A 12,662-nucleotide genomic window follows, 5' to 3' on the forward strand; every position below is an offset into this window, starting at 1 on the left:
ATGCATGGCCCGCAGCGGATAGCAAATGCATCGCGAGAGTTGATCAATCAGGGTTGAAACTGATCTAGTTGAGTTATGGCACTGACGACCGAAACCTCTGACGCAGTTCCGACACCGGACTCCGGAAGCGCGAAACCGCGGCTCGATCTGGTGGTTTTCGGGGTCACTGCGGTCGCCGTGGTCGGGTTTGTGGTCTGGGGTCTGATCGACGGATCGAATCTGCAGACGGTCACCGAAGACATCCTCGCCTGGATCACCGACAACATGGGCTGGGTTTTCATCCTGTCCTCCACGTTTTTTGTCCTCTTTGCGCTCTACCTGGCGATCAGCAAATACGGCAAGATCCCGCTAGGGCGCGATGGTGAGAAGCCGGAATACCGAACGGTCAGCTGGATCGCGATGATGTTCAGCGCCGGTATGGGTATCGGTCTGATGTTCTTCGGTGCCAACGAGCCGTTGACCCACTACGTCGACGCCCCGCCCGGCACCGACCAGGAGAACGTCGGCGTCGCGATGGCGACCACGATGTTCCACTGGGGATTTCATCCCTGGGCGATGTATGCCGTTGTGGGACTGGCGATTGCCTACAGCACTTACCGGTGTGGTCGCGGCCAGTTGGTCAGCGCGGTGTTCGCGCCGATCTTCGGTCATCGGGCCAACGGCTGGGGCGGCAGGGTCATCGACATTCTCGCCATCTTCGCCACGCTCTTCGGCACCGTCGCGTCGCTGGGACTCGGTGCGGCACAGATCGGCTCGGGTTTCGTCGAGATGGGGTGGCTGAACGAGCCGTCGAAACTGTTGCTGGTGGCGATCATCGCGGTATTGACCGCGGCGTTCGTCGCCTCGGCGGTGTCGGGTGTGGCCAAGGGGATTCAATGGTTGTCGAACACCAACATGGTGCTCGCCCTGATCCTCGCGCTGTTCGTGTTCGTGGTCGGTCCGACCGTGTTCATCCTCAATGTGCTGCCGACCACCATTGGTACCTACCTCAACGACATCACCTCGTTCTCGGCGCGTTCAGGTGCGACCGTGGACAGCGCCGGTGAAGAATGGCTCGCCGGCTGGACGATCTTCTACTGGGCATGGTGGGTGTCGTGGACACCGTTTGTCGGCATGTTCCTGGCAAAGATCAGTCGCGGTAGGACAATTCGGCAGTTTGTGGTCGGGGTGCTGCTGGTGCCCACGATCGTGTCGTTGGTGTGGTTTGCCATCTTCGGCGGTACCGCGATCAAGCAACAGATCGACGGCAAGGGTCTTGCCGAGGCGGGGTCGGCCGAGAGTCAGCTCTTCGACCTGCTCGGAAATCTGCCGCTTACCGGTATCGCCTCGGTACTGGTGATGGGTCTGGTGGCGATCTTCTTCGTCTCGGGCGCCGATGCCGCGTCTTTGGTGATGGGGACGCTGTCGGAGCGCGGAGCCGAGAATCCGAGCCGGTCCGTCACGATCTTCTGGGGAACACTGACCGGTACGGTGGCCGCATTGCTGTTGTGGCTCAGCGGCGACGACGCACTCGAAGGCATCAAGACGATGGCCATCATCGCGGCGCTGCCGTTTGTGATCGTGATGTTGGGGATGTGTCTGTCGCTCTATCTGGATCTGCGGAAAGATCCGCTGATCGTGGCGCAGCGGACCTATGAGGGCACCCTCGAACACAACCTGCGGACCCACGCGAACATCATTGCCACCGAAGACGATTCAAACGACGTCTTGCCCTCCGAGGACTTCCCCGCGATCCGGCCGCAGCAACTCGACATCTAGCCGTCGAGCGGGCACATCCGACCATCGAGCGTGCCGAACCCGCCGTCGAGCGGGCCGAACCCGCCGTCGAGCGGGCCCAAATCGCCGCCGAGCGTGCACATCCGACCATCGAGCGTGCCGATGGTACACGCGTTCAAGCAGTTTCGGCACGGTCGGCGGTGATATCGGCACGGTCGGCGGTTGTTAGGGCACGCTCGACGGTGGGTGCTGGGGTGCTGGGGTGCTGGGTGCTGGGGTGGTGGAGTGACGGGTGGAGTGGTGGGTTAGGACCAGCTGGGGAGCCAGATCTGCATGTTCCAGAGTTCTCGGCTGATCGGGGATCCGGTGAGGATCGGCCACATCCACATGAAGTTCAGCACCACGAGTCCGATGTAGATGCTGACACCGACCGCACCGACGAGTCGCCACTCGTAGGGGTTCTTGCGTGCTCTTCGGCTCGCTGACAGCACATCACCGATGATCAATGCCAGGCCCATGATCAGGAACGGTGCGATCGCGGTGCCGTAGAAGAAGTACATCTGACGGTCGAGGTTGCCGAACCAGGGGAGGAATGCGGCGCCGTAACCGGTCAGGACCACCGCGTACCGCCAGTCGCGCCGGATGAACATACGCCACAGCGCCCAGGCGAGCATCGGCAGCGCCAGCCACCACAGGATGGGGGTGCCGATGAACATCATCGCGCGAACGCAGTCCGATTCACCGCACTTATCGGGGCCGTATTCGATGTAGTACAGCATCGGGCGCAGGCTCATCGGCCACGTCCACGGCTTCGATTCCCAGGGGTGATGGTTGCCGGCGGAGTTGGTCAGGTGCGAGTGGAAGTCGAGTACGCCCGACTCGTAGTACCAGAGCGAGCGCAGGGCATCGGGAACCCAGGTGAACGGCCCGCCGGTCCCGATCTTCCTGCCGACCTCGTATCGGTAGACGGCCGTCTCGGAGGCGAACCACGGGGCAAAAGTGGCGAGGTAGACCAGGATCGGCGTGACACCCAGTGAGAACCCGGTGGGCACGAGATCGCGCACCAGGACGCCGCGCCACGGCCGCCGGACCCCGTACGCGCGCCGCGCCGCGACATCAAAACCGAGCGACAGCACGATGAAGAACATGACGAAGTAGATGCCCGACCACTTGGTTCCGCAGGCCAGGCCGAGCAGGATGGCCGCGCCGAAACGCCACCACCGGAAACCCAATCGGGGGCCGTAGACCGAATCGGCCATCCGGCCTTCGAGGTGGACCCTGTGCATACGGGCCCGCATCTGGTCGCGATCGCACACGATGCAGGAGAGCGCCGCGACCACGAAGAAGATCTGGAAGATGTCGAGCAGACCGGTGCGGGATGCGACAAAGGTCACGCCGTCGCAGATGAGCAGCACGCCGGCGATCGCGCCGACCAGGGTCGACCGGCTGAGCCGGCGGACCAGCCGGATGACGACCAGGATCATCAGCGTCCCGCATACCGCGGACATGAAACGCCAGCCCCAGGCGTCGTAGCCGAAGATCCACTCGCCGATGGCGATCATCCATTTGCCGACCGGTGGATGCACCACCAGGCCGTACGCGGGGTTGTCCTCGAGCCAGTTGTCGCCGGTGAGGACCTGCCAGGCCTGCGGCACGTAGTGCTTCTCGTCGAAGACCGGTGTGCCCTTGTCGGTGGGCGTGCCGAGGTTGATGAAACGGGTCAGCGCACCGATCGCGGTGAGGATCAGGGTGACGATCCAGCCACGCCTACGGTCGGTGGCGCCGAACACCGGGGCCGGCACACTGCGGGCTTTGGCCGGGGTATTGCCGAGGTCTTCGGCATAGGTTCCGGGGAGTTCTCCCGGGATCCGGCGGGTGTTGACCGAGTCCTCCGGCGTGGAGATCTCGAGCGGCGGGGAGAACGTCACGGGGCCAATCGTAGGCTGTGTGGTGATGAACTCTCCGGAACCGCACGGCCAACTGGTACTCGCAGCGACCCCGATGGGTCATCTCGACGACGCTTCACCCCGATTGCGGGAGGCGATGGCCAGTGCAGATGTGGTCGCCGCCGAAGACACCCGCCGGGCGCGGGCCCTGGCCGCGGGCCTCGGTGTGACGATCACCGGGCGGGTCGTGAGCTACTACGACCAGGTGGAGGCGCAGCGGACGCCCGCTCTGGTCGAGGAGGTGCGGTCCGGATCAACGGTGCTCGTGATCACCGACGCGGGGATGCCGTCGGTGTCCGACCCCGGCTACCGGCTGGTGGTGGCCTGTATCGAGGCGCAGCTGAAGATCACGTGCCTGCCGGGCCCCTCTGCGGTGACCACAGCGCTGGCTTTGTCCGGACTGCCGGTCGAACGGTTCTGCTTCGACGGCTTTGCACCGCGCAAGCCGGGACAACGCAAGACGTGGTTGTCGGCCTATCGCGAGGAGCCGCGCACGGCGGTGTTCTTCGAGGCGCCACACCGGCTCGCCGAATGCCTCGGCGACGCGGTGGAGGTACTCGGACCCGATCGCCGGGCAGCGGTGTGCCGCGAACTCACCAAGACATATGAGGAAGTGCGCCGCGGGACGTTGGCAGAGCTGGCGTTGTGGGCCGCCGACGGTGTTCGCGGGGAGATCACAGTGGTCCTCGAGGGCGCGGTCGCCGGAGAACCCGATATCGACGACCTGGTGGCTCAGGCCGAAGAACTCGTGGCCTCGGGTACGCGGCTGAAAGAGGCCTGCGCGCAGTTGGCGCTGCGCTCCGGCGCGTCGAAACGCGAACTCTATGAAGCGGTGCTGGCCGCACGCTCGGTCGAATAGCGACGGATGGCAGACCCGATCGGATCAGTCGTCGACGTGGATCTGATCGGTCCGGGGGCGCAGACCGATGATCGCGGCGGCTTTGTCCAGGCACTCCTGCCACTCACTCGCCGGGTCCGAGTCGATGGTGATGCCGCCGCCGACCCCGAGATGGGCAGATCCGTCCGGTGACACCTGGACCGTCCGGATCGCGACGTTGAGGTCGAGGTCGCCGTCGGGGGCAGCCACCCCGATGGCGCCGCAATACACGCCGCGCGGAAATTGCTCCCAGTCGGAAAGTAGTTGGCGGGCACGTATTTTGGGTGTTCCGGTGACCGAGGCGGGGGGAAATGTTGCATCGATGAGTTCGCCGTTGGTAACCGCCTGGCCGAGCGTGGCCTGCACCGTCGACACCAGATGCCAGACGCCCGGCGCCGGGTGAACCTTCAGCAATTCGGTGACCGTGACCGTACCCGGGACGGCAACGCGGCCGAGGTCATTGCGGACCAGGTCGACGATCATGATGTTCTCTGCCACGTCTTTGGCGGAGTCGAGCAGTTGCCTCGGGTCGAGGTCGATCGGAAGTGTCCCCTTGATGGGGCTCGACCGGACCACCGATCCGTGTCTGGTCAGATACGTCTCCGGTGAGAACGACACCACCGAACCCCAATCACCCTGCAGGAAAGCAGATTTCCTGGGCCGGGTGACATCGACCCCGTCGGCGTAGAAGTGTGCGACCGATCCCTCGACCTGCCCGGTGAACCGCGTGCAGATGCAGGCCTGGTACACCTCACCCGCGCGGATGGCGTCGAGGCAGTCCTCGATCGCTGCGACGTGCGGTGTCTGCTGTGGCGGCGACCAGCGCACGGACCAATCACGGTGGTGATTCTCGCCGAGCGCTGCTCGAACCCAATCAGGACAGGGCTGACCGGTGACCGACGTCCACCACCAGGTACCCAGACGATCCTGATGCAGGATGGCGTCCGTCGATCCACCCGCTGCCGCCGGAAGCGGGCCGTCGCCGGCGCGATCCGGAAAACCCAGGTACCCGAACCAGAACTGATCCGGGTGGTCGGGAACCGTGCCGCCCTCGGTCACCGTGATCGAGGGCGCGATGACGGCATCGGCGCCGAGCCAATCTCCGATCAGTGCAGCCGGACCGGGCAGGCCCACCCGACGCGTGTGGAAGTCGAGCGCCCGCAGCACATCCGGGGCCGTTGCGCTGCCGAGTTCAATGCTGCGCAACACACCGCCCGCCCCGATCTGCGTTGGTGGTGGGCAGCCCGGGCATGTCGTTCAGCTCTTCGGTGCTTCGTAGCGTGGGAAGATCGGCGTCGGCTTGGGGAGGGTGGTCCCGGCGGTGAGACGCTGCGCGATGGCCTCGAAGTTGCGCGAATCCGGTTTGACCACAAGCTGATCGAGCAGGCGCGATGACGAATCCGGCATGGCCGGTTGCGTGAGCAACGCCGCGATCCGGACCACCTCGGCGCAGATGTACAACACGGTGCCGGTGCGTTCGAGGTCGGTTTTCGCCAACTTCCACGGCTCTTCGACCGAGATGTACTTGTTCGTGTCGCCGAGAACTTCCCAGATCTTCTCGAGCGCGGAATGGATTGCCTGCTGGTCGAATTCGGTACGAACACGGTCGAGCAGCCCATCGGCCTTCGCCAGCAACTCGTTATCCGAGTCGGTGAGGTTCACCGGGGCGGGGAGCACACCGTCGAAGTACTTGCCGACCATCGACAGCGTGCGCTGGGCGAGGTTGCCGAGTTCGTTGGACAAGTCGGCATTCACGCGCGAGATTATCGCGTCGTGGCTGTATGACCCGTCCTGACCGTAGGGCACCTCACGCAGACAGAAGAACCGGATCGGGTCGAGTCCGAATTCGCGGATCAGGGTGGCGGGGTCGACAACGTTACCCAGCGACTTACTCATCTTCTCGCCGCTGTTGAGCAGGAAGCCGTGGGCGAAAACGCGCTTGGGCAACTCGATCCCGGCGCTCATCAGGAACGCGGGCCAGTACACACAGTGGAACCGGATGATGTCTTTGCCGATGATATGGAGGTCGGCCGGCCAGAACTTCTTGAACTTCTCCGAGTCGACGTCGGGGAAGCCGGCAGCGGTGAGGTAGTTCGTCAGCGCATCGACCCAGACGTACATGACGTGGCCGTCGTCGCCGGGCACCTTCACACCCCAGTCGAAGGTGGTGCGTGAGATCGACAGATCGCGGAGGCCGCCGCGGACAAAGCTGGAGACCTCGTTGCGGCGCGTGGCCGGTCCGATGAACTCCGGATGCTCGTCGTAGAGCGCGAGGAGTTTGTCCTGATACGCCGAGAGGCGGAAGAAGTACGAGGCCTCTTCGGTCCAGTCGACGGGCGTACCGCTCTCGGTGGCGATCCGGCTGCCGTCCTCGAGCACGGTCAGTTCGGAATCGGCGTAGAACGCTTCGTCGCGGACGGAGTACCAGCCCGAGAACTTGTCCAGGTAGATGTCGCCGTTCGCCTTCATCCGCTCCCAGATGGCACGGGATGCGACGTGGTGATCGGCGTCGGTCGTGCGGATGAACCGGTCGAAGCTGCTGCCCAGCATCTCCTGGAGTTCGCGGAAGGCGGCCGAGTTGCGATCGGCCAGCGCGCGGGTTTCGACGCCCTCGTTCTCGGCGGTCTGCTGCATCTTCTGGCCGTGCTCGTCGGTGCCGGTGACAAACAGCACCTCGTGGCCGTCGAGTCGCTTGAATCGCGCCAGCGTGTCGGCAGAGATGTACTCGTAGGCGTGCCCGATATGCGGTGCCCCGTTGGGGTATGCGATGGCCGTGGTGATGTAGAACGGCGGTTTTGTTGCAGAAGCCATGGTGACGACAGCTTATCGGGAGAACCTTCCGGCGCGGACTCGGCACTACAGTTGCCCGGTATGGGTGACGTGACCGGAACGCGCGTGAGTGCCGAGCGATTCGCCACGGCCCGGTCGGCGCGACTGGCAACCGTGTCTGCCGCCGGTAGTCCGCACCTGGTCCCGGTCGTTTTCGCCGTCGACGAACAGACGATATATACGGCCGTCGACGGCAAACCGAAGTCCACCCAACGGCTGCGGCGGCTGGCGAACATCGAGGCGAATCCCCAGGTCTGTCTGCTGGTCGACGAGTATTCAGAAACCTGGGAGCAGCTGTGGTGGGTGCGCGCCGACGGTCAGGCATCAATCCATACCGCCGGCGCCCTGGTGGATCGGGCCTATGAACTCCTGCGTGCCAAATATGCTCAGTACCGCAGTGTTTCGCTCGACGGCCCCGTCATCGCGGTAAACGTGACCAAGTGGGCGGCCTGGAGTGCATCTGATCGCTCGTGACTAGGTGGCGCGGCTGAAATTCTCGGTCAGCTCCGAGATGATCTGTGGCCACAGTGGTTCGGGGATGTCGTGGGCCATGTCCTTGATCAGGACGAACTTCGACCCCTTCACCGCCCGGGCGATCGCCTTGCCACCCGAGGGGCGCATCAGACCGTCCGCGCTGCCGTGGATGACAACCGTGGGCGCGGTGATGGCGACTGCGTACGGCTTGAGACTGCCGGTCCCCATCACGGCGGCCGACTGACGCACGATGCCGGCCGGATCGTGCGCACGGTCGTAGGCGAGGGTCGCACGGCGCACCGACTCTTCCCACGGCAGCGCGAACTTCCGGCTGCCGATGGTGCGCGCGGCCTGCGCGGCGGTCTCGATGTACTGCTCGCGGGTGGCTCCCTTGCCCGGACCCGACAACAACGCCTTGAGTTTGCGGGGATCCGGCGGCGGCAGGAATGCCTGGTTGGTGCTGGAGAACAAGATCCCCAGCGACAACACGCGGTCGGCGTACTTGCCGGCCAGAATCTGGGCGATCATCCCGCCCATCGAACCGCCGACGATGTGGGCTTGACGGATCTCGAGGGCGTCGAGCAGTCCGACGGCATCTGCGGCCATGTCGACCAGGGTGTAGGGCACATCGCTGGGCTTCCCGAGTTCGTGGTTCGCCAGCCGCTTGAGCAGCGAACCGCCGACTTTGACGCCGTCCAGGTGCGTCGAGAGCCCGATGTCACGGTTGTCGAACCGGATGACCCGGTAGCCCTGATCGACGATGTTCATGCAGAAAGCGGTCTGCCAGAACGTCAGCTGGGCACTGAGGCCCATGATCAGCAGCACGGCGGGGTCATCGGGGTCACCCATGTCCTCATAGGCGATCCTGATGTCGCCGACCTGCTCGATACCCACCCGGTGATTGATCTCGGTCACAACCCGAACCTTAGTGGACCTGTGCGCAGCGCTTTCGATGTCCATTGGCCACCGCCGGGGCGGGCAGGCACAATCCACCACATGCCTCCCCGTCCGTTCCAGCAAGTCGACGTGTTCGTGTCCGGGCCACTGACCGGCAATCCGGTTGCCGTGGTGTTCGACGCCGACGGCCTCACCGATGACCAGATGCGCACGTTTGCGCGATGGACCAATCTGTCCGAGACCACGTTTGTCTGCACCCCGTCGGATCCGGCGGCGGACTACCTCCTCCGGATCTTCACACCGGGTGGGGAATTGCCTTTCGCCGGTCACCCGACTCTCGGCTCGGCGCACGCCTGGCTGCAGGCCGGCGGTGAGCCCAAGGGCGAGAAGATCATTCAGGAATGTGGCGTCGGGTTGGTCAGTATTCGCCACGACGGCGGCGCCCTCGCGTTTGCGGCGCCCCCACTGATCCGGTCCGGTGAGGTCGATGCTGCGGACCTCGATGCCATCCGGCAGGCACTGGGTTTGCGGCCGTCCGATGTTGTCGCGGCGAACTGGGTGGACAACGGACCCGGCTGGATCGGGCTGCTGCTGGCAACGGGGCACCAGGTACTCGGCATCGAACCGGACTTCGCCGCCCTGGGCGACTTCAAGGTCGGTCTCATCGGTCCGTACCTCGGCGATACGGGACCGCATGATCGACCGGACTACGAGGTCAGGGCTTTTGCTCCAGGTATCGGTGTGCCCGAGGATCCGGTGACCGGCAGCCTCAACGCCGGCCTCGCGTGCTGGCTGCGCGGACAGGAAATCGCGCCGTCGACCTACGTCGCGGCGCAGGGCGCTGCACTCGACCGGGCCGGCCGAGTCCTCATCACCGACGACAACACCGATATCTGGGTGGGCGGCCGCAGCACGACGGTGATCGCCGGCGAGGTCGAACTCTGACATGACAGATCAGGCTGCCCCGGACAAGACCAGTGACGAGAAGAGCAACAAGGAGCTCAAGAAGGAGCGCCGGCGGACGCCACCCCCCGATCCCGAGGCGTTGATCCCACTGATCGACTCCCACACACATCTGGCCGCCTGTGGTGGGCGTGACGCGGAGTCGGTGCGGAAGATCCTCGACCACGCAGAGGCGGTCGGTGTTCGCGCGGTGGTGACGGTCGCCGACGACATCATCGACGCGCGCTGGGCCGTGGACGCGGCGCGGTGGGATTCGCGGGCGTACGCCGCCGTCGCGCTGCACCCGACCCATGCGCATCAACTCGACGACGCCACCAAGGCCGAACTCGAAGAGATGCTCACCGACCCCCGCGTCGTCTCGGTGGGGGAAACAGGTCTCGACTACTACTGGCCCGGAAAGTCGGACGACTGTGCGACGGTCCCGCAGCAGCATGAGGCATTCGCCTGGCACATCGATCTCGCCAAGCGGATCGGCAAACCGTTGATGATCCACAACCGCGAGGCGGACCGCGATCTCCTCGACGTCCTCGAACGAGAAGGTGCGCCCGAGACGGTGATCATGCACTGCTTCTCCGGGGACGAACGGGTCGCCGCCGAGTGTGTGGAACGTGGATATCTGCTCAGTTTTGCCGGCACGGTGAGCTTCAAGAACTCCACCGTCTTGCAGGCCGCTGCCCGGCTGGTCCCCGACGATCAGCTCCTGATCGAGACGGACGCCCCGTTCCTGACGCCGCACCCGTATCGGGGACAGCCGAACCAGTCGTACGTTCTTCCCTACACGGCGCGAGCACTCGCCGAAGTACGGGGGCAGGCTCCAGAGGCCTTAGCCCAATCTGTTACCAAGAACGCGATTCGCGCTTACGGCTTGGACCTGCAGCTTTAGCGTTCGCTTTGCACAACCCACACCATGTCGTTACCTTGTTGTGATCATGTCTGTGCTTTCACGTATCAACGAATCGACCTCACGCGCCCCTCGCATCGCCATTGCGCTACTGCTCGCAGTACTCGTCGCCGGTGGTGTGATGGGCATCGCCGCCTACAAAAACGTCAAGATCGACGTCGACGGCAAGGTGGTTCAAGTCTCCACGATGCGGGGCTCGGTCGAGAGCATCCTCGAAGAGCAGGGCTACGACCCGGCCGACGGCGACCTCGTGCTGCCGGCACCGGACAACGGCGTGGATGACGGCGAGACCATCACGCTGCACCGCCTCAAAACGCTGACGGTCAACGTCGACGGACAACCCCGCGAGATCCAGACCACCGCGGTCACCGTCGAGCAGGCACTGGCTCAGGTCGATCTCGCGTCGGACGCCAATGACATCGAGGGCCCCGCCACCGATCAGCTGCCGGTCTCCGGTGGCACCGTGAACGTCGTGCTCCCCAAAAAGGTGAAGCTCACCGACGGCCCGCAGACGACCACCCCGCAGATCGCGGCGAAGACCGTCGCCGAGCTGCTCGCGGACACCGGCAATCCGCTGGCCCCGACCGACAAAGTCACCCCGGCTGCCGACGCACCGGTGACCAACAACATGGACATCACCGTCACGCGGATCCGCACCGAGACCGTGACCGTCACCGAACCGGTGGCACCGCCGGAGAACAAGATCGATGACCCGGAACTCGTCTCCGGTCGCACGATCGTCAAAGATCCCGGCCAGCCCGGTTCCGCGCAGGTCACCTATGAGGTGACCACCGTCAACGGCCAAGAGACCGAAAAGAAGAAGCTCGACTCCCTTGTGCAGGTCGAGCCGAAGCCGGCGACTGTGACCGTGGGCACCAAGCCGGGCGCGCCGTACGTCGCGCCGGGTTCGGTCTGGGACCGGCTCGCGCAGTGTGAGGCCACCGGAAACTGGGCCATCAACACCGGTAACGGTTTCTACGGCGGCGTGCAGTTCGACCAGAACACCTGGGACCGCTGGGGCGGCCAGGAATACGCACCCCGCGCCGACCTCGCGACCCGCGAGGAACAGATCGCAATTGCAAGCAAGACCCAGGCCGCGCAAGGATGGGGTGCATGGCCTTCTTGCTCGTCCAAACTCGGACTCGGTTGATCGATCGCAGCGCGACTGCACTCGTGGGCGGACAACACTCTGAGTAACGTGCCCGCGCTGCTCGGTCCGGCGGAGATCCGCGAGCTCGCGGCCGAGCTCGACATCCGCCCCACCAAGACCCTCGGCCAGAACTTTGTGCACGATGCCAACACGGTGCGTCGCATCGTCACCGCCTCGGGTATCGGCGACGACGATGTCGTGGTCGAAGTCGGGCCGGGGCTCGGATCGCTGACCCTGGGTTTGCTGGCGGTGGCCAAGGAAGTGATCGCCGTCGAGATCGATCCCAGACTCGCCGGGCGACTGCCCACCACCGTCGCGAACCGGGCTCCCGATCAGGCCGATGCGCTCACCGTGGTCACCAAGGACGCGCTGCGAGTCACCGCGGATGATCTGCCGACTGCTCCGACCGCCCTGGTCGCCAACCTGCCGTACAACGTCGCGGTGCCGGTGTTGCTGCACCTGATGTCCGAGTTCCCGAGCATTCGCACCGCGTTGGTGATGGTGCAACTCGAGGTCGCTCAGCGGCTTGCCGCCGGTCCCGGCGGGCGCATCTACGGGGTGCCCAGCGTCAAGGCGCGGTTCTTCGGGGAGGTCTCACAGGCCGGCTCGGTGGGACGTCACGTGTTCTGGCCCGAACCCAAGGTCGAATCCGGTCTGGTCCGGATCAACCGGTACGCCGAGCCGCCATGGCCGGTGGACGAAACCCATCGTCGTCGTGTCTTCTCGGTGATCGACGCGGCATTTGCTCAGCGGCGCAAGACGTTACGTGCCGCACTGTCAGGTCTTGCGGGTTCGGCCCCGGCCGCCGAGGACCTGCTGACCGCCGCCGGCATCGATCCAGGGCTCCGGGGTGAACGCCTGGCCATCGAGGACTACGTGGCGCTGGCCGCGCAGCTCGATTAGCCGGTC

General features: G+C 64.9%; 11 protein-coding genes. 7 read left to right on the forward strand and 4 right to left on the reverse strand.

What is annotated here, in order from left to right; translation table 11 throughout:
- Positions 1-75 precede the first annotated feature (75 nt).
- On the forward strand, positions 76-1,758 hold the full coding sequence (locus H290_RS0126130; protein WP_020109820.1) for a BCCT family transporter: 1,683 nt from the start codon (positions 76-78) through the stop codon (positions 1,756-1,758).
- Positions 1,759-2,021: 263 nt separating this feature from the next.
- Here the strand turns inward: H290_RS0126130 and H290_RS0126140 are convergent, their stop codons facing one another.
- Complete coding sequence (locus H290_RS0126140) at positions 2,022-3,644, reverse strand: glycosyltransferase family 39 protein (protein ID WP_020109822.1); 1,623 nt, start codon at positions 3,642-3,644, stop codon at positions 2,022-2,024.
- A gap of 25 nt (positions 3,645-3,669) precedes the next feature.
- Between H290_RS0126140 and rsmI the strand changes: the two genes are divergently transcribed.
- Positions 3,670-4,521: a 16S rRNA (cytidine(1402)-2'-O)-methyltransferase gene (gene rsmI / locus H290_RS0126145; protein WP_020109823.1), complete on the forward strand. Its 852-nt coding sequence runs from the start codon at positions 3,670-3,672 to the stop codon at positions 4,519-4,521.
- A gap of 24 nt (positions 4,522-4,545) precedes the next feature.
- Here rsmI and H290_RS0126150 read toward each other — a convergent pair whose 3' ends face one another.
- Both H290_RS0126150 and metG read right to left on the reverse strand, forming a co-directional pair.
- The gene (locus tag H290_RS0126150) at positions 4,546-5,748 is read right to left on the reverse strand and encodes an aminodeoxychorismate synthase component I (protein WP_231373841.1); all 1,203 of its coding nucleotides are present in this window, start codon (positions 5,746-5,748) and stop codon (positions 4,546-4,548) included.
- 48 nt (positions 5,749-5,796) lie between these two features.
- Complete coding sequence (gene metG, locus H290_RS0126155; RefSeq protein WP_020109825.1) at positions 5,797-7,350, reverse strand: methionine--tRNA ligase; 1,554 nt, start codon at positions 7,348-7,350, stop codon at positions 5,797-5,799.
- 60 nt (positions 7,351-7,410) lie between these two features.
- Between metG and H290_RS0126160 the strand changes: the two genes are divergently transcribed.
- Positions 7,411-7,842 carry a TIGR03668 family PPOX class F420-dependent oxidoreductase gene (locus tag H290_RS0126160; RefSeq protein ID WP_020109826.1) on the forward strand — a complete coding sequence of 144 codons (432 nt, stop codon included), beginning with the start codon at positions 7,411-7,413 and terminating at the stop codon, positions 7,840-7,842.
- On the opposite strand, the gene H290_RS0126165 is transcribed toward H290_RS0126160, so the two are convergent.
- Positions 7,843-8,691 carry an alpha/beta fold hydrolase gene (locus H290_RS0126165; RefSeq protein WP_051122212.1) on the reverse strand — a complete coding sequence of 283 codons (849 nt, stop codon included), beginning with the start codon at positions 8,689-8,691 and terminating at the stop codon, positions 7,843-7,845.
- A gap of 147 nt (positions 8,692-8,838) precedes the next feature.
- Here H290_RS0126165 and H290_RS0126170 point away from each other — a divergent pair, with 147 nt between their 5' ends.
- From H290_RS0126170 to rsmA, 4 genes are read left to right on the forward strand one after another with little or no spacing between them, the layout of a single operon-like run.
- Positions 8,839-9,684 (forward strand): PhzF family phenazine biosynthesis protein, encoded by an 846-nt coding sequence (locus H290_RS0126170; protein WP_020109828.1) that lies wholly within the window; start codon positions 8,839-8,841, stop codon positions 9,682-9,684.
- A gap of 1 nt (position 9,685) precedes the next feature.
- Positions 9,686-10,585: a TatD family hydrolase gene (locus H290_RS0126175; protein ID WP_020109829.1), complete on the forward strand. Its 900-nt coding sequence runs from the start codon at positions 9,686-9,688 to the stop codon at positions 10,583-10,585.
- Positions 10,586-10,631: 46 nt separating this feature from the next.
- Positions 10,632-11,753: a resuscitation-promoting factor gene (locus tag H290_RS0126180; protein WP_028463720.1), complete on the forward strand. Its 1,122-nt coding sequence runs from the start codon at positions 10,632-10,634 to the stop codon at positions 11,751-11,753.
- A 48-nt stretch (positions 11,754-11,801) separates the two neighbouring features.
- Entirely contained in the window at positions 11,802-12,656 is an 855-nt protein-coding gene (gene rsmA, locus H290_RS0126185) for a 16S rRNA (adenine(1518)-N(6)/adenine(1519)-N(6))-dimethyltransferase RsmA (protein ID WP_020109831.1), read from the forward strand.
- Positions 12,657-12,662 lie beyond the last annotated feature (6 nt).

The sequence above is a fragment of the Nocardia sp. 348MFTsu5.1 genome (assembly GCF_000383535.1).
Lineage (GTDB): Bacteria > Actinomycetota > Actinomycetes > Mycobacteriales > Mycobacteriaceae > Williamsia > Williamsia faeni.